This is a genomic window from Propioniciclava flava (genome assembly GCF_004126535.1).
GTDB lineage: Bacteria > Actinomycetota > Actinomycetes > Propionibacteriales > Propionibacteriaceae > Propioniciclava > Propioniciclava flava.
The window spans coordinates 173,293-191,290 of record NZ_PPCV01000001.1 but is presented as its reverse complement, the minus strand read 5'-3'; the positions used below and the strand labels follow the sequence as shown (position 1 = coordinate 191,290).

General features: G+C 67.1%; 13 protein-coding genes and 2 tRNA genes. 3 read left to right on the top strand and 12 right to left on the bottom strand.

Annotation, left to right across the window (positions count from 1 at the left end; translation table 11 throughout):
• Positions 1–732 precede the first annotated feature (732 nt).
• The gene (locus C1706_RS00870) at positions 733–3,432 is read left to right on the top strand and encodes a beta-ketoacyl synthase N-terminal-like domain-containing protein (protein ID WP_129457320.1); all 2,700 of its coding nucleotides are present in this window, start codon (positions 733–735) and stop codon (positions 3,430–3,432) included.
• 41 nt (positions 3,433–3,473) lie between these two features.
• Positions 3,474–5,009 carry an MFS transporter gene (locus C1706_RS00865; protein ID WP_129457319.1) on the top strand — a complete coding sequence of 512 codons (1,536 nt, stop codon included), beginning with the start codon at positions 3,474–3,476 and terminating at the stop codon, positions 5,007–5,009.
• A gap of 21 nt (positions 5,010–5,030) precedes the next feature.
• Here C1706_RS00865 and C1706_RS00860 read toward each other — a convergent pair whose 3' ends face one another.
• The 6 genes from C1706_RS00860 to leuC form a co-directional block, all read right to left on the bottom strand.
• On the bottom strand, positions 5,031–5,705 hold the full coding sequence (locus tag C1706_RS00860; protein WP_129457318.1) for an SDR family oxidoreductase: 675 nt from the start codon (positions 5,703–5,705) through the stop codon (positions 5,031–5,033).
• Between the two features lies 1 nt (position 5,706).
• Positions 5,707–8,181: an FtsK/SpoIIIE family DNA translocase gene (locus C1706_RS00855; protein WP_129457317.1), complete on the bottom strand. Its 2,475-nt coding sequence runs from the start codon at positions 8,179–8,181 to the stop codon at positions 5,707–5,709.
• 60 nt (positions 8,182–8,241) lie between these two features.
• Entirely contained in the window at positions 8,242–9,201 is a 960-nt protein-coding gene (locus tag C1706_RS00850) for a thiamine-phosphate kinase (RefSeq protein ID WP_129457316.1), read from the bottom strand.
• Positions 9,201–10,322: a D-alanine--D-alanine ligase family protein gene (locus C1706_RS00845; RefSeq protein ID WP_129457315.1), complete on the bottom strand. Its 1,122-nt coding sequence runs from the start codon at positions 10,320–10,322 to the stop codon at positions 9,201–9,203. Before C1706_RS00845 ends, C1706_RS00850 begins: the two co-directional genes overlap by 1 nt.
• 148 nt (positions 10,323–10,470) lie before the next feature.
• Positions 10,471–11,076: a 3-isopropylmalate dehydratase small subunit gene (gene leuD / locus C1706_RS00840; protein ID WP_129457314.1), complete on the bottom strand. Its 606-nt coding sequence runs from the start codon at positions 11,074–11,076 to the stop codon at positions 10,471–10,473.
• Positions 11,077–11,078: 2 nt separating this feature from the next.
• Complete coding sequence (leuC, locus tag C1706_RS00835) at positions 11,079–12,485, bottom strand: 3-isopropylmalate dehydratase large subunit (protein ID WP_129457313.1); 1,407 nt, start codon at positions 12,483–12,485, stop codon at positions 11,079–11,081.
• 103 nt (positions 12,486–12,588) lie between these two features.
• On the opposite strand from leuC, the gene C1706_RS00830 reads away from it, so the two are divergent.
• Entirely contained in the window at positions 12,589–13,314 is a 726-nt protein-coding gene (locus C1706_RS00830; RefSeq protein WP_129457312.1) for an IclR family transcriptional regulator, read from the top strand.
• Between the two features lie 62 nt (positions 13,315–13,376).
• Here the strand turns inward: C1706_RS00830 and C1706_RS00825 are convergent.
• The 6 genes from C1706_RS00825 to cimA all read right to left on the bottom strand — a co-directional run bounded on the left by C1706_RS00825 (position 13,377) and on the right by cimA (position 17,894).
• Positions 13,377–13,452: transfer RNA gene (locus tag C1706_RS00825), tRNA-Glu, on the bottom strand.
• A gap of 68 nt (positions 13,453–13,520) precedes the next feature.
• Positions 13,521–13,592 (bottom strand) — tRNA-Gln (locus C1706_RS00820).
• 113 nt (positions 13,593–13,705) lie between these two features.
• On the bottom strand, positions 13,706–14,749 hold the full coding sequence (locus C1706_RS00815) for a CPBP family intramembrane glutamic endopeptidase (RefSeq protein ID WP_129457311.1): 1,044 nt from the start codon (positions 14,747–14,749) through the stop codon (positions 13,706–13,708).
• On the bottom strand, positions 14,746–15,561 hold the full coding sequence (locus tag C1706_RS00810) for a fumarylacetoacetate hydrolase family protein (protein ID WP_129457310.1): 816 nt from the start codon (positions 15,559–15,561) through the stop codon (positions 14,746–14,748). The genes C1706_RS00815 and C1706_RS00810 overlap by 4 nt, the downstream gene beginning before the upstream one ends.
• Before the next feature lie 56 nt (positions 15,562–15,617).
• Positions 15,618–16,280 carry a DUF1707 SHOCT-like domain-containing protein gene (locus C1706_RS00805; RefSeq protein WP_129457309.1) on the bottom strand — a complete coding sequence of 221 codons (663 nt, stop codon included), beginning with the start codon at positions 16,278–16,280 and terminating at the stop codon, positions 15,618–15,620.
• A 9-nt stretch (positions 16,281–16,289) separates the two neighbouring features.
• Positions 16,290–17,894, bottom strand: coding sequence for a citramalate synthase (gene cimA / locus C1706_RS00800; RefSeq protein WP_129457308.1), 1,605 nt, complete (start codon positions 17,892–17,894; stop codon positions 16,290–16,292).
• Between the last annotated feature and the right edge of the window lie 104 nt (positions 17,895–17,998).

Sequence of the window (17,998 nt, the reverse complement as noted above, 5' to 3'; positions counted from 1 at the left end):
GGGTTCGCCCCGTCTGGCATGGACGCGCCCTGACGGACGTGGACGCCGACCCCACCCACGACTGGCCCGTACCGTGCGACGCGGCCGGTCTAACCCGACTGAGGCACCCGCACCGGCGAGCTCAATGGGTAACAGGGCGCCTGTGTCTCCAAGACCTTGTCCTCGCCGATGACCATCTCGCTGCGATCCGCCCCACGGTGACCCGGATGGAATCGGGAGACCCCGACGAACAGGGCCGCCCCCTCATCGTGAACGACCGCGGGGACGCCGTGGCGCAAGCCTCGGTGTCGCATTGCGCAGACTGTTCGGTTGCCGTGTTGTCGCGATCGCCCTGTGCGGTCGACCTCGAGCCCCGCCACGCCGTGGCTCAAGACAGCGTCGCTTCGGTCTTCAGCGACGAGGAGGCCCGTGTCGCGGCTCACACGTTCGCGTCCCTCTCGAGCGAGGACCAAGCCAGCGTCTATTGGACCGTGATCGAGTGTCTCGCCAAACTCTGCGGGCGGCCCAGCTTCGGGTACGGCCGCTTCCGGATTCTCCCCCGGTCACCAGGCGATCCGCCCGACACGGTTCGGTTCGCGTCCGCGAAGGCGACCGGATCCCCGCACGTGCAGGCACGGATCAGCGTCACCCTCTTCCCCGATCACATTTTGTCCGTTGCCACAACGGACCCGCTCGTCGACCCGGACTTGTGGGCGACATCCCCCACCCCCCAGACACCTGAACGGAGTCCTCATGTCCCCCCTTGCCGCTCCTGAGACGCCCATCGCCATCCTCGGTGCTGGGTGCGTCCTCCCTCCCACCTCGACCTCGCTGGTGGAGTATCGGCGCAACTTGCTCGCGGGCACGCCGGGCATCTCCCCGATCCCCGCGAAGCGGTGGGATCGCGATCGCTACTTCAGCAAGGACCGTCACGCTCCCGAGCGCACGTACTGCACCCTGGGCGGGTTCGTCGACGACTATCACGGTGACTTCACCCCCTACGGCTTGACTGCCGCGCAGGCGCGCGTTGTTGCGGAGGCGAACCGGACGCAACTGTTCGCGATCGACGCCGCCCTGCAAGCTCTCCAGGCCGCCGGGTACGACACGGCACGGCGCAGCACGATCCGCGGGGCGATCTATCTGGGCAACATGCTGGGCGATGAGACCCTGGCCAACTATTCGATGCGGCGCCGCGCAGAGGACCATCATGAACGCCTCGCGGCATGCCTCGACACGCCCCAGGGCACCACCGCTGCTGCGTGGCGAGACGCCTGGGCTCAGGCGTCTGACCGTCAGTTCGGCTCATCCCAGCCCGCCCCGCAGCACGTGCTCGCCAGCGCACTAGCTCCCGTGGTGGCCGCAGCACTGGGATTGTCGGGGGAAGCCACCCTCGTCGACGGTGCCTGCGCTTCGGGGTTGCTTGTGGTGGACGCGGCAATTGCCGCTCTGGTGAGGGGCGATCGCGACCTGGTGGTCGCCATCGGCACCATGGCGAACATGGGCGTCGCCGGCAACGTCTCGTTTGCCAAGATCGGCGGCCTCTCCCCCGACGGAAGCCGTCCCCTCTCGGCCTCGGCGAACGGGCTCATCCCCGGGGAGGGTTCCGGTGCGGTCGTGTTGAAGCGGTTGGACCGGGCCCTTGCCGAAGGGGACCCCATCATCGGTGTGATCCGCGGAGCTGCGACGCGCTCGGATGGGGCCGGAAAGGCGATCTATGCCCCCTCCTCGCGCGGACAGGTTGCGGCCATGCAGGCGGCGCTCGATCAGGCAGGGCTGAGCGCCCGCGATCTGGATTACGTGGAGGTTCATGCCACGGGGACGCCCACCGGCGACACCACCGAACTCGAATCCGTGGCGCTCCTGGTGTCCCACGCTCGCCGCACCGATCCTGTGACCATCGGTTCGGGTAAGGCTCTGGTGGGCCACGGCTTCCCGTCGGCTGGCATCGCGAACTTGGTCAAGGTCTTGTTGAGCTTCCAGGGGCAACGGTTCTTCCCCACATTCGGGGTCGATCAGCCCACCTCAGCCCTCGCCGAGCGCGCCGAGAGCCTGCGGTTGCTGCCTGAGGGCGGCCCGTGGCCCCGCCACCCCGATCATCCGCGACGGGCGCTTGCCAACGCCTTCGGCTTTGGCGGTGTGGACTCCTCGGTTCTGGTGGAGGAGTTCGACCCGGCCTATCATCGAGCGCTCCTCGGCAGTGCCCCGGCCACCCCGAAGACCCAGCAGGTCACTTCGTGGCTGGCTGTCGTGGGCGCCTCTGCCTTGCTGCCCGGCCTCCCCGCCGCCTCGGGGCTTCCCGACGCGGTCGCTTTCCAACAGGCCTGGGACGGCCTCGCCGCGCACCCCACCGGGCTCGCCGACGACTTCCGGTTCCCGTTTCGGGAGGTCAAGATCCCGCCCAGCACGTTGCGACAGACCGACCGTGCCCAGCAACTGTTCCTCAGCACGAGCCTGCATGCGCTGCAGCACGCAGGCTTGTTGACGGGTCGCACCGTGTCCATCCCCGAACGAGTCGCGACAGTGGTAGCGACGGCGTCGGGTTCGCAAGCCTCGCTCGATCGCAATGAACGCATCCGCGCTGACGAGTTCGTGGACGTCTTGGAGTCTGCTGCCCGGCTCTGCAGCGTTTCTACCGAAGCCATCACCGGGTGGCGCGCGGGCCTCCAGGACGCCTTCCCTGTAGGCCCCGACACCACGACGGAGGCCGCGTTGCCGGGCTATATGGACAACATTGTCGCCGGACGGGTGGGGAACAGCCTTGACCTGCGCGGCACCAACTACATCGTGGATGCCGACCTGTCGTCTTGGGGTGCTGCGGTCTGGGCCGCGACAGGGATCCTGGACGAGGCGCAGGCGGATGCGGTCGTGATCGGTGGCGTGAACGCACTCGTCGCCCCGGAGATGGCTGACCTGTGGTCCAGGCAGGTGGGCGCGCCGCTGCGTCCGGTGGAGGGTTCGGTGTCCTTTGTCGTCCGCCGTGCTGAAGACCTCTCACCGCACGATCACGTGCTGGGCTATGTTCGGGCTGCTCCTGATGCCACGGGCACAGGCACGGGGCTTGCGGCCGGTGAGGTGACCACGCTGGGGGCAGACGGCGCGTTCTGGGCGCTGACGCGCTTGCTGGCTCTGGCCAGCGATCCAGCAGCCACAGAGCTCACCGCCGCCCTGCCTTCGGTGTTCCACGGCGCGGGCTACACCGTCACGGTGGCACGACACCCCAACGCGGCCCCCCCTGAGGTAGCGGCCCCAGACCTGGGTCACCCCGTGACCCTCGAGGGTGCGGATCTCAACGATCTCCTGGCCCACCTGCGCGCCGCTACCCCTGCCACGACCACCACCTCGGCCTCCGAAGGTGCCCTGCGGCTGGTCTTCGACCTTGACGGCGATCCCACGACGCGCCTGCAGCAGGTCATTGCAGCTCTCGTGGTCGCGTCGGCCCCATCCGCCCAGTAGGCCAGCACCCACCTGTGTCCCCTCACGAGGAAGGAATCATCATGACCTCCACCGATGCCCCCCGGTCTCACCCCGCGCGGCCCGCCGCCAAGCGCCCGTTCGTCGCTTTGGCGATCCTGTGCTTGGCCGAGTTGGTCGGAGTCATGGACAACACGATCATCAACGTCGGCATTCCTACCCTGGGTCGGGCCTTCGACGCGTCGACCACCCAGTTGCAGTGGATCGTGGACGCCTACACCCTCGTGTTTGCGGTCTTGATGCTGCCGGGGGGCTACCTTGGCGATCGCTGGGGCAGACGCCGCGTGCTGATCGCCGGCCTCCTCGGCTTTGCCGCTGTCTCGCTCGCCTCCGCTCTCACCACCCACCTCGGGGTGCTGATCGCTCTGCGCGCCCTCCTAGGGATCTGTGCCGCGCTGGTCTTCCCCGCGACGCTGTCGCTGATCTCGACCATTTTCCACGGCACCAAGCATCATGCGCTCGCGGTGGGCCTCTGGGCTGCGACCGCCGGGTTGGGGATCGCACTGGGCCCGGTTCTCGGAGGCTTGCTGCTCCAAAGTTTTGCCTGGCCGTCCCTGTTCGCGATCAACATCGCGATCGTGCTGCCCGTCGCTGCGGTGACTCCTTGGCTGGTCCCCGAATCCCGTGGGGAGCGCCGGGGAAAGTTCGATGGCTGGGGGGTGTTCCTTGCGGTCGCCGCCCTCGGCCTGTTCGTCGGTGCGATTATCGAGGGCCCGCAATGGGGATGGACCTCCTGGCCGATCCTCGGTGCCCTCGCCGCCTCCATCGCGTTGGCAACGCTCTTCCTCGCATGGGAACGACGAGTAGCTTCCCCTCTACTGGACTTGAGCCTGTTTCGGGCTCGAGGTGTCGCGGCGTGCAGTTCCGCTATCGGTGTGGCGTTCTTTTCCCTGTTCGGGTTCACCTTTGCCATCACCATCTACTTCCAGGCAGTCCGTGGCTATAGCGCGCTCCAGGCAGGGCTGGCCATCTTGCCTTTCGCTGTGGTGATGGCCGCCTGCTCTCCCCTCGCCCCGGTGCTGGCACGCAAGATTGGTCCCGGCCGCTGCATCCCAGCGGGCATGGCGTTGATGAGCATCGGGTTCTTGATCGTATCCTTCGCCGATGCCACCAATCCCTATTGGGCCGTCATGGTGCCAGCCATGATTTTCATGGCGATGGGGTTGGCCCTGGCACAGGGACCCGCCACCGACATCATCTTGTCGGCCTCCCCCAGCGACGAGATCGGCGTCGCCTCCGGCGTCAATGACTCCATCCGGGAAGTCGGCGGCACGATCGGTGTCGCCGTGCTTGGCTCCATCTTGACCCATGTGTACCGCGAACAACTGAGGGCAGCCCTCCCCGCGGGGGCGAGCTATGGGCAGGAAGCCGGGGAGTCGATCATGGCGGCTCAGCAAGTAGCTGCGGGGCTGCCCGAACCGGCCGCGCAGGCGCTGCGGATGGCCTCCTCCGATGCCTTCCTCTCGGCGCTCCACCTCAACTGCCTCGTGTTGACGGGTCTGACGCTGCTGGCGTCCTTCCTCATCACCTTCACGTTTGCCCGACAGGGCGCGCGCTAGCAGAAGGGGTTGGCTGACTGTTCAGCTGGCAGGACGCACCGAGATCATCTCCACGCAGGCGTCCGCTGGCGCTTCCAGCGCGAAGGCCACGGCCTGGGCAACCGCGGCGACGTCCATGACTCCCGTGGTGTCGTACTCTTTGCCTTCGGCAGCCTGGAGGGTTCGCTGCATGTCGGTGTCCACGCGCCCCGGATGCACCGATGTGACGCGCAGCGTCCCGGCCTCCTCAGCCCGCAGCGCGTCCGCCCAGGCACGCAGCGCGAACTTCGAGGCCGCATAGACCGCTGAGCCGGGCCGGGCGTGGAGCCCAGCCCCCGAATTGAGCACGACCACCTGGCCGTGCGCCTCGCGCAGGCGTCCGAGGAGCAGCCGGGTCAACTCGGCCACCGCGATCACGTTGAGGTCCAGCACGTGACGCCACTGCTCCCACGACTGGGTCTCCGCGGCACCGTAAGCGACTGTTCCCGCGCTATGGACGACCGCGTCGACCTCGCCCAACTGTGCGACGGCCGCCCTGACCGCATCCGCGTCGGCAAGATCCGCCACGAAGCCCTGGGCGTGCGGGTAGAGCGCAACCAGGTCCGCGACGGCTTGCGGATCGCGTCCGCCTATCACCACCCGCCAGGTTGGCGCCAACAGTTCGACGACGGCCCGGCCGATGCCCCGGGTTCCTCCCGTAACCAGCACCGTACGCATGTCAGCCTTCCTGCAGATTGCTCAACACCGCGTCGAGGTCGTCCGGTTTGACCAGGACCTCCCGCGGCTTGGAGCCCTCGGACGGCCCGACGATCTCACGGGTTTCGAGGATGTCCATGAGCCGGCCCGCCTTCGCGAACCCGACGCGCAACTTGCGTTGCAGCATCGAGGTCGATCCGAGTTGGAGGTTGACCACCAACTGCGCGGCCTCCAAGACCAGTTCCAGGTCGTCGCCGATGTCCTCAGCGACTTTCGTGGTCTCTTGCGGTGCGGAGACGTCTTCGCGGTATTGGGGAGCCAGTTGCTCGGTGACGTGCTTGACGACCGAGCGAATCTCCTGCTCGGTGACCCAGGCGCCCTGGACGCGCAACGGCTTTGAACTGCCCATGGGCAAGAACAGGCCATCGCCTTGCCCGACGAGCTTCTCCGCACCGGGCTGGTCCAAGATGACCCGCGAGTCCGTCATCGAACTGGTGGCGAAGGCCAACCGGGAGGGGACGTTGGCCTTGATCAGGCCGGTCACGACGTCAGTGGAGGGGCGCTGCGTCGCCAGCACGAGGTGAATGCCCGCCGCTCGCGCCAGCTGGGTGATCCGGACGATGGAGTCCTCCACGTCCCGGGGGGCGACCATCATCAAGTCGGCGAGTTCGTCCACGATCACGAGCAGGTACGGGTACGGCGCCAGGACGCGTTCCGAACCCGGGGGGAGCTTCACCTGGCCGGCCCGGACGGCCTTGTTGAAGTCGTCGATGTGCCGGAAGCCGAACGCTGCGAGGTCGTTGTAGCGTTGATCCATTTCCCGGCACACCCACTGGAGGGCCTCAGCGGCCTTCTTCGGGTTGGTGATGATGGGCGTCACCAGATGCGGGATGCCTTCGTAGTTCGTCAGTTCGACCCGTTTGGGATCGACCAGGAGCATGCGCACCTCGTCGGGGGTGGATCGCATCATGATCGAGGTGATCATGGAGTTCACGAAGCTGGACTTACCCGACCCGGTTGCGCCCGCCACGAGGAGGTGCGGCATTTTGGCGAGGTTGGCGATGACGTAGCCGCCCTCGACGTCCTTGCCCAGCCCCACGGTCATCGGGTGGTGGTCGTTGCGGGCCTTCGCTGAGCGAAGCACGTCACCCAGGGAGACGATCTCCTTGTCCGTGTTCGGGATCTCCACCCCGATCGCCGACTTGCCCGGGATGGGGCTGAGGATCCGTACGTCCGCCGAGGCCACCGCGTAGGCGATGTTCTTGCCCAGCGCGGTCACCTTCTCGACCTTGACGCCTTGCCCCAGTTCCACCTCGTAGCGCGTCACCGTCGGCCCGCGGGTGTATCCCGTCACGGCCGCGTCGATATCGAACTGACGAAATACCTCCGCAAGACGGTCCACGACCGCGTCGGAGGCTTCGGTACGAGCCTTGGGTGCGCTTCCGGGCTTCAACTGTGCAGGGTCGGGCAGCAGGTACTGGATGTCCCCTGAGAGGACCGTTTGCTCAGCGCGCAGCGGCTCGTTGGAATGCACTGGCGGTTGGAGTTCGGCCGGTTCGGCCACGGTCGGCGCCTTGCCGGCGGTGACGGGGAGGGTGTCACCACGTGCGGGGGTGGACTCTTCCTCGCCGAAGAGATCGAAGTTGCTGGATTCCTCGCGCACCGGGGGCAGCGAACGCGGGCGCTCCTCGGCCACGACACGCTCCCCGACCAACGGGGTGTCGTAGGCCTCATCGACGCCATAGGTAGGCTCCGGCTCGGCCGGGGTGCGGCGGTAGCGCTCTTGCAGCGCTCGCGCACGTTCGGGGATCTCGTGCAGCGGGATTCCGGTGATCACCAAGGCGCCGAACAAAGCCGTTGCGACGAGGACCGGCACGGCGACCCACACGTCACCGAGATCCATCAGGAACGAACTGGGGATGAACCCGAGGATGCCGCCTGCCGCACGCATCGCTTCGGGTTCGCTCGGAGTGGGCACCCCGTGCGAGACCGAGAACAGTCCGAGGACTCCCAGCGCGAACACCAACCAACCGACGGGTTGGCGCCCCGTGGGCCCGTTGGCGCGGGGGTCGCGCAGGGTGCGCCAAGCCATGCCGAATGCTGCCAAGGGCAACACGATGGATGGTGCCCCGAAGATCGTGGAGACACCCGCCCGCAGGCCCTCGCCGAAGGCGCCGGGCAGCATGAACCAGAACGCTGCGGCGACGACCACGCCCACAACGATGAGGAGCAGGCCCGTCCCGTCGCGTCGAAGCTCCGGGTCAAGATCGCGGACGCCGACGCCGAGGCTGCGTACCGCGCCACCGATCAGGCCCGCGATCCCCCGCCACAGGGCGGCCAAGCCGCGTCCGAGCGCAGCGAAGAAGCCACCGAGGCCCCCTCCGGACTTCTGGGGAGGTCGGCGGGACTGCTGAGATTTGCTTCCGCCGCGTGAAGCCGCCGAGCGCGAAGATGCATTCGAACGGCTCCGCGAGGGGGAAGACGCGCGGGTCGCCATGTCCCGCAGAGTAACAACCCTCGTCGCGCGGGCCAACCATCCACGCCGGGGTCGCCCCGGTCAGAAGTGACGCCACCCGCCCGCGTCGCTCTCCCAGGGGCTCCCACCCACGGTCACACCGGGCGCCTCACCCTCGTCGAGGCTGCGCACATTCCCGATCGTTGTCCACCCTTCGGGCACCGCTGTGGTGGCCGGGAAGGTGGCGAGCAAGGCATGGTCATCGCCGCCGGTGAGGATGTACACCAGCGGATCTCCCCCACCGATCGCGGCCGCGACCGTCTTTTGCGCCTCATCGACGTCGAGGCGATCCGCCAGCAGATCGATGCTGACGCCGGACTCCTCCGCGATATGACCCAGGTCGGCCAACAGCCCGTCGGAACAATCGATCATCGCTGTAGCGCCAGCGGCGAGCGCGAGGGCACCTTGGCCATAAGGCGGCTCTGGCACCCGATGGGCGCGCACCACCGCCCCCGGTGAGCGGAATCCACGCGTCAGCACGGCGAGGCCCGCGGCGGCCATGCCGAGGCGCCCGATGTAGGCGACGACATCGCCGGGGCGAGCTCCCGACCGCAGCACGGGCGGGCGTCCCTCCAGATCCCCCAGCGCTGTGACCGTGACACCGATCACCGGCGCCTTGGTGAGGTCGCCACCCAGGAGCGCTGCCCCGGAGGTCTCGCACTCGGCGCGGACCCCCCGCCCAAACTCCAAAGCCCAGTCGTGGGGCGTGTCGGCCGGGAGCGCCAAGGCGACCACAACGCCGGTCGGGCGAGCACCCATAGCCTCAACGTCAGCCACGGCAGAAGCGATCGCCTTGCGTCCGACATCGCCCGCGCCCGACCAGACCCGCTTGAAATGGACGTCCTCGATCATGGAATCCGTGCTGACCACGACGTCGCCCCGGGGAGTGAAAACGGCGCAGTCATCGCCCGGTCCCACCGAGACCCCCACCGGCATCTCCACGCCGTGAGTGAACTCCGCGATGAGCCCGAACTCCCCGGCATCGGCCACGGTGCGCGCCATCAGCGCAGCCCGGTCGGCCGGGACAGGGCCAGGTCGACGAGTTCGGCGATCAGGTCGGCATAGGACAGCCCCGTGGCCTCCCACAGGGCCGGATACATCGACAGGTGCGTGAAACCGGGCATGGTGTTGAGTTCGTTGACGAAGACCTCTTCGTCGGCCGTCACGAACAGGTCGACCCGTGACAAGCCTTCCGCGCCCATCGCCCGGAAAGCTCGGGCCCCGGTCTTCTGGATTCGTGAGAGCAGAGCGGCATCCACCGGCGCCGGGACGACAAGATCGACCTGCCCCTGCGGCAGATACTTGGCCTGATAGTCGTAGAAGGCGTCATCGGTATGCATGACGATCTCACCGGCGAGGGACACCCGCGGGGCGGTGCCGTCGCGGACGTCCAACACTGCCACTTCGATTTCACGAGCGCCGACGAATCCCTCCTCCACGATCACCTTGGGATCCCAGCGCAACGCCTCTTCAATGGCGCCCGGGACATCCTCGGAGGTCGCCGCGCGGCTGATCCCGACGCTGGAACCACCGCGGGCGGGCTTCACATAGACGGGGAAAGTCAGGTCAGCTTCGATCCGGCGCAGAATCGAGGCTTGATCGCCGCGCCATCCCACTGCCGTAATCGTGACCCAGGGACACACCGGCAGGCCAGCCGAGCGCAGTTCCGACTTCATGAGGTCCTTGTCCATGCCGATCGCCGACGCGGCAACACCGGCCCCGACGTAGCGGATCCCCATCATCTCGAAGAGGCCTTGAATCGTGCCGTCCTCCCCGAACGGACCGTGCAAGAGAGCAAACGCCACATCGAAGTCACGGGCATCGACCAGTCGGTCGCCCTGCACGGTCGCGATGCGGCCTCCCCCATCTCGGCGGATGAGGACGGCCTCAGGGCGGGACTCATCCAACCGCGGGAGCCCATCCTCGGAGACGTTCAAGGCGAGCAGATCGGCGGTATCGACCTGCACCCAGCGCCCCGATGGGGTGATCCCGATGCCGATGACCTCGAATCGCTGCGGGTCGATCGCGCGAACCACGCCGCCTGCGGTCAGGCAGCTCACGTCGTGCTCGGAACTCACACCCCCGAAGATGATGGCGACACGCGTCCGAGTGGACTGTTGCATGGGTGGTTCCTCCGTCGAAGCTCGGGTGAGCACCAGCCTAGCGAGGGACGAGCCTGAGCGTGCACCGCCACCGGTCACAGGAAGGGCCCAGACAGCGATGTGGGGGCAGGCGCCGCTGGCACCTCCCCCCCCACAGGGGATCGCTACGTCAGTTAGCGACCTTGGCCGGAATCGTCTTCACCTTCCAGGACGGACGCTGCGCCTCGTAGGCGGCGATCTCCGCTTCGTGCTGCAGCGTGAGGCTGATGTCGTCGAGACCATTCAGCAGACGGTGCCGTGTGTAGTCATCAATCGTGAACGGGTAAGTATCGCTCCCGGCAACGATCGTCTTGTCCTCCAGGGATACGGCGATCTCAACGCCCGGGGAGGCCTCGAGGTAGTCCCACAGCGCCTCGACGACGTCCTGATCCACCACGGCGACCAGAAGCCCAGCCTTGCCGGAGTTGCCCCGGAAGATGTCGCCGAAGCGGCTGCCGATGACGACCTTGAAGCCGTAGTTCTGGAGGGCCCATACCGCGTGCTCGCGTGAGGACCCCGTACCGAAGTCGGGACCGGCCACCAGCACGCTGCCCGCGCGATAGGCGTCGTCGTTGAGCACGAACTCCGGATCCTTGCGCCAGGCGGCAAACAGCCCGTCCTCAAAGCCGGACCGCGTGACCCGCTTGAGGTAGACGGCGGGGATGATCTGGTCGGTGTCAACATTGCTGCGACGCAGCGGAACGCCGACTCCTGCGTGGGTGGTGAACGCGTCCATGCTCAGTTCTCCTTCAGGTCGTCGGGGGCACTCAGGGTGCCGCGCACGGCTGTGGCTGCGGCGACGGCAGGACTGACCAGGTGGGTGCGCCCACCCTTGCCCTGGCGCCCTTCGAAGTTGCGGTTGGACGTGGACGCGGACCGCTCCCCAGGCTTGAGCTGGTCGGGGTTCATGCCCAAGCACATGGAGCATCCGGCCTCGCGCCATTCGGCTCCGGCCTCGGTGAAGATGGCGTCCAGGCCTTCTTCCATCGCCTGCATCCGCACCCGAGCCGACCCCGGAACGACCATCATCCGGACGCCGTCGGCGACCTTGCGACCAGCGATGACCTCGGCAGCCAATCGCAGGTCCTCGATGCGCCCGTTGGTGCAGGACCCGAGGAAGACCGTGTCCACGGCGATGCTCTTCATGGGCGTCCCCGCCGTGAGGTCCATGTATTCCAGCGCTCGCTCAGCGGCGGACTGCGCGACCGGGTCCGCGAAGTCGTCCGGCGAGGGCACGACATCCCCCAGGCCGATCCCCTGCCCGGGATTGGTTCCCCACGTCACAAACGGCGTCAATGCGCTGGCATCGATGTCCACCTCCGCGTCGAAGACCGCGTCGTCGTCGGTACGCAGCGTCTGCCAGTAGGCGACGGCAGCGTCCCACTCAGCACCCTCCGGCGCGTGCGGACGCCCCTTGAGGTAGGCGAACGTGGTCGCGTCGGGGGCGATCATGCCCGCCTTGGCGCCCCATTCGATGCTCATGTTGCAGATGGTCATCCGGCCCTCCATCGACATGTTCTCGATGGTGGTGCCGCGATACTCGACGATGTAGCCCTGGCCGCCGCCGGTGCCGACCTTGGCGATCAGCGCAAGGACGACATCCTTGGGGGTGACGCCCTCGGGCAGGTCGCCGTTGATGTTGACCGCCATCCTCTTGGCTGGGGCCTGGCTGAGCGTCTGCGTTGCGAGGACATGCTCGACCTCAGAGGTGCCGATCCCGAACGCCAACGCGCCAAAAGCCCCGTGCGTGGAGGTGTGGGAATCCCCGCACACGATCGTCATCCCGGGCTGGGTCACACCCAACTGGGGCCCGATGATGTGGACGACCCCTTGGTCTTTGTCGCCGAGACTGTGAATCCGGATGCCGAACTCAGCAGCGTTCTTGCGCAGGGTGTCCACCTGCAGGCGTGAGACGGGATCCGCGATGGGCAGCAGGATGTTCTCGGTGGGGGTGTTGTGGTCTTCGGTGGCCAGCGTCAGTTCAGGACGGCGGACGCGTCGTCCGGCCAGGCGCAGGCCGTCGAACGCTTGCGGGCTGGTCACCTCATGGACGAGGTGCAGATCGATGTAGAGAAGGTCCGGCTCTCCCGCAGCGCTGCGCACCACGTGGTCTTGCCATACTTTATCGGCGAGGGTTTGGCCCATCGGTTACGTTCCCTTCTCCTCAGGATCTCCGCGAGCGAGTCCCCGCGGTGGGAATCACACAGTACAACTTGCGTGTCACATAACGAGACGGCAGTATCAGAGTATGGACAGTTCATCGGGAGTCGGCGTCCTTGACAAGGCCGCTCAGGTGCTCACCGCCCTCGAACAGGGCCCTACCACTCTAGCCGGGCTCGTGACCGCCACGGGCCTGGCCCGCCCCACCGCTCATCGCCTGGCGGTGGCGCTGGAACACCATCGCCTCGTCAGCCGCGACCTTCAGGGGCGGTTCGTTTTGGGCCCGCGCCTGACTGAACTCGCCGCAGCCGCCGGGGAGGATCGCCTTCTGGCCACCGCGGGGCCGGTCTTGGCTCGGCTTCGGGACATCACTGGCGAGTCGGCTCAACTCTTCCGCCGCCAGGGCGATTTCCGCATCTGTGCGGCCGCTGCCGAGCGTCCTGTGGGCCTGCGGGACACCATCCCCGTCGGCACCCAGCTGACCATGAACGCGGGTTCGGCCGCCCAGGTGCTCCTGGCGTGGGAGGAACCGGAGCGCATTCAGCGCGGGCTGACGAATGCGACGTTCTCCGCCGTTGCTCTTTCGACCGTCCGGCGCCGCGGCTGGGCGCAATCCGTCGGGGAGCGCGAGGCGGGTGTCGCGTCGGTGTCCGCACCGGTCCGCTCCCCCGCCGGCAAGGTGATCGCAGCCGTGAGTGTGTCCGGCCCCATTGAACGCCTGACCCGCCAGCCTGGCCGGCTGCACGCGCCCGCTGTCATGGCTGCTGCAGAGCGGCTCTCCGAAGTCCTGCGCCGCAGCGGTGGGGAATCCTGAACGCTTCGCGCTCAAACGTCGAACGGCCCGACTGGACGAAAGTCCGGCCGGGCCGTTCAAGCTGGTAGCCCCGACGGGATTCGAACCCGCGCTACCGCCTTGAGAGGGCGGCGTGCTAGGCCGCTACACAACGGGGCCAGCTCGCACCGTTCTCGGTGCCCGGGAGAGATTACCAGAGCCCTGAGGCTCACGCGAATCACTCCCAGCAGGGGTACTAGGACTCGAACCTAGACTGACGGAATCAGAATCCGGCGGGCTGCCAATTACCCCATACCCCTTCACACACCACTCGTTCTTCTCGATTGAGCGGGGCTGACCAGGCTGAGCCAGCGAGGTAAGACCTTACTGCACACCCAGCCGTTGCTCCAAACCGGATGCCAACCGGAGACCGCTAGGGCGCTGGCGTCAGCGTCTGCGGCTTGACCCCACGCGACAACCAGACGATGAGGACCGCGAAGACGGCGAACCGGGCAATGTCCCAGCCAGCCGCCACCCAGGTGATCTCGCTGATCGCCTTGACCTGTGCCACCGAGGAGGTCAAGGCGGCGAGGCCGAACGAGGTGACGTTGTTGGCCACGTGAGCGGCGATTCCCGCCTCCAGCCCTCCCGTACGCACCACCAGCCAGCCTGCCAGCACCCCGAAAGCGAACCGGTCAACGATCAGGGCTGGGTCCAGGGATCCATGGAACAGGGTGAAAACCGCTGCCGAGGTCACAATCCCGAACCACGGGGAGATGATCATCGAACCCAACGACTGCATCAGATATCCGCGGAAGAAATACTCCTCCGCCGCAGCCTGCAACGGCGTCGTCACGAGCATGATCAACAGGAACCACACCGCCCCCGACTGTGGGTTGAGCGCAAAGTTTGTTCCGCCAGATCCGAGGAGGCCTTGCACCGCGAGCACCACCCACAGCGACACGAAGGCGATCACGAGACACAGCGCCAGCCACCGCCAGCGCAGCCCGATCGCCACGGAACTCAGGATGCCGGGGCGGACCCGATGAACGAACAACACCAAGGCGAACGAGATGGGGATCAGGCTCGCCAATCCCAGGTGTCCCACCACGAGCCCAAAGGGCAGTTCGTAGGACACCAGCGCCTGGCGGGTGGTCGAGAACTCCCCGGGAGAGCCGACCGCGAGCCAATAGGCGCGCGCGAGGGCCTCCACGAGCAGGGGTGTGAGGATCATGAACGACACCAGGCCCACGGTGACGCCCAGCAGCGACGTGAACGGATTGGCGGTGGTGGTCCGCAGAGCATGCGGATAGTCGACTCCCGCCGGGATCTTCTCGGTCGCGAACGTCGCGACCCATCGAGCCAGCGGTCCGCGTGATGCGCGGACAGCCGAGGTCCGCTTCTGCGGTGGGGCTGCCTGAGCCTGCGTGTTGGCAGCGGGATTGCCCCGGCGACGCCGGTTCCGCCGCGCGCTCATGCCTCGTAGGCCACGACCGGATTGGACAGCGTCCCGATACCCTCGATCTCGACGTCGACGACGTCGCCGGGCTCGATACGCCCCACACCCTCGGGGGTTCCGGTCAAAATGACGTCCCCGGGCAGCAGCGTCGTGAACGCTGACACGAAGGAAACCAGGTCAGCGATGCCATGGACCATGTTGGCGGTCGTCGAATCCTGACGCTCGATGACCTGCTCACCACGCCGGACGACCGCGCGCACCCCCAGGTGCGAGGCCTCCTCGATGCTGAGGTGGGTCACGATCCACGGCCCCAGGGGGCAGAAGGTGTCGAAGCCCTTCGCCCGGGCCCATTGCCCGTCGGATTCCTGGAGATCGCGGGCGCTGACGTCGTTGGCGGCCGTGTAGCCAAAGATCACCTCGGCGGCACGCTCGGGAGGCACGTCCTTGCAGATGCGCCCGATGACGATCGCCAACTCCGCCTCGTGGTCCACCGCCGTGGTCTGCGTGGGGTAGATGATCGGCTCACCGGGGCCGATTACCGACGTGTTGGGCTTGAAGAACGCCATCGGGACCGCGGGGACTTCATGATCGAACTCGGCCGCGTGCGCCGCGTAATTGCGCCCGATAGCGACGATCTTGCTGCGAGGGATAACCGGGGCGACCAGGCGCACATCATCGAGATGCCAGCGCTGACCGGTGTAGCTGACGGGCCCCACCAGCGGGTCCCCGCTGAGCACCTGAAGGGTGTCGGGATGCTCCCCGGCGTCGTCGGCGAGTTCGACGGTGCCGAACCCGATGGTGTCGTCGTGGACGAATCGAGCGATGCGCATGGGGTCAGGCTACCGACCCGGCTCCCGATCCACCGTCTCCCCGCAGGGCGAGACGCTCAGTTCTTCGACACGATTCCGCCGCCACGCCCCAACCGGCGCTCACGCTGTTTGGTGTCCCACCAGTTCGGGTGCCGCACCCGAATCGACCCCAGTGTCGTGCGACCACGCACCACCAGGAGCGGGAAGGTTCCCGACGGCCGGGCGTCCACCGACGACTTCACCGAACCCAAGCCCTTATCCATACGTGACACGTCAGCACCCCAGCCTCCGGGGACGACCAGGATCGCGTCCCCTGCTCCCCCGATGATGTTGACGTCAATGACCGGCGTGGAGGTACGCGCGTCCACGAAATCGAGTTTCACGTTGCCAGCCACAGGATTCAGCTCAAGAAAGGGCGGGACCGCCCAGGGGCCGCCACGAAACACGTCATCCCAGCGTGCGGTAAGGACCAGCGGATCCTGCCAACTCCACCCCGGCTCCCCGGCCGAGACGAGGAGCGCTGCAGGATTGATCGCGGCCTCCAATTGCTGGTGGGGCAGCAGGTCGGCCAGCAACAGACGCAATTCGTCACGGGTCCGGGCTGCCAGCGCGGACCCGATCCGGCCCTCCAGTTCGTCCAGCGTCAGCCGCCCCTCAGCAGCCGCGTCACGCAGTTGCGCCACAGCGGCGTCACGCTCGGCATAGCCGATCCGCAACTGCCCATCTGGAGCGTTCGTCATGCGCCCAGACTACCGAGCCCGCTGCATGGACTGCGGAGCGTCGAGGAGTCCCCACAGGTAGGCGTCATGCAACGCCTCCCAGGACGCCTCGACCACGTTCGTGCCGACGCCGACGGTCGTCCAACTGCGCTCGCCATCGGTCGTGTCGATGAGGACGCGGACGATGGCGTCGGTCCCATGCCCCGTCTCCAGAATCCGCACCCGGTAGTCGGTCAGCTCGAACCCGGCCACTTCGGGGTGGCTGGGCTCCAGGGCGGCGCGCAGCGCATGATCCAGGGCATTCAACGGGCCAAAGCCCTCCCCCACGCGGGCCAGCACCTGGTCATCCACGCGGACCTTGACGGTCGCCTCGGAGTCGCCGTCGTCGGTGACGTCATCCGAGGTGAGAGCCCGCCAGCGCAGCACCTCGAAAGCAGGGTCGAGGGCCCCTGTCTCCTGACGCAACAACAGATCGAAGGACGCGTCGGCGGACTCGTAGGAATAGCCTTCCATTTCCCGCTGCTTGACGACCTCGGTGATGCGTGCGGCGAGGTCGCGGTCGGACAGGTCGAAGCCCAGTTCGTCGCCCTTGAGTTGGATGTTGGCCCGGCCTGCCATGTCGGAGACCAGCATCCGCATGTCGTTGCCGACCCGGCGCGGATCGATGTGCTGGTAGAGGTTGGCGTCCACCTTGATCGCCGATCCGTGCAGGCCCGCCTTATGGGCGAACGCTGACGCCCCCACATAGGGCTGGCGAGGATTGGGGGCTACGTGCGTGATCGCGGCGACGGCATGGCTCACTGCCGTCGAGCGGGCCAGGCTCTCGTCGCTGAGCACAGGCCAGCCGTACTTGAGGCTGAGGTCGGCTGCGACCGTGATGAGGTCTGCGTTGCCTGTTCGCTCACCGTGGCCGTTGATCGTCCCCTGGACATGCATGGCACCCGCCTCGATGGCGGCCAGCGAGTTGGCTACGGCGCAGCCGGTGTCATTGTGGCAGTGGATTCCGATGTGGGCTCCCCCCTGGACTGCAGCGGCCACCACTTCGCCCATCTGGGAGGGCAGCATGCCCCCATTGGTGTCGCACAACACGACGACCTCAGCGCCCGCCTGGGCAGCAACCTCGACGACCTGGAGCGCATAGGCGGCATTGGCGCGATAGCCATCGAAGAAATGCTCGGCGTCGACGAAGACCCGTCGTCCCTCGCCCGTGAGGAACGACACCGTGTCTGCAATCATGGCGAGGTTCTCAGACAGATCGGTGCGCAGGGCTCGCAGGACGTGCTCGTCATGGCTCTTGGCCACCACGCAGACGACCTCGGTTTCCGCGTCGAGGAGCGCTCGGATCAGGGGGTCGCTGGACGCGGTGCTACCCGCCCGTCGCGTCGCCCCGAATGCCGCGAGTGTGGCGTTGCGCAGCGACAGTTCCCCGGCCGCCGCCGCAGCGAAGAACGCCGTGTCGGTGGGGTTAGCTCCAGGCCATCCTCCTTCGATGAATCCCACACCCCAGTCGTCGAGGACCCGTGCAATCTTGAGCTTGTCACTCACCGAAAGCCGCAGGCCCTCTTGTTGGGCGCCGTCGCGGAGTGTGGTGTCGTACAGATGGAAGGTGGGGGGCGCTACTGGCAGCACGGTCATCGGCTCCTTCGTCACGGTGTCCGGCCGGCGTTCCGCAGGCCAATCGCGAAAGTATGGTCACGTCCCACCTCGCGGACGCAAGTCTCTCAGCGAACGAGATGGGA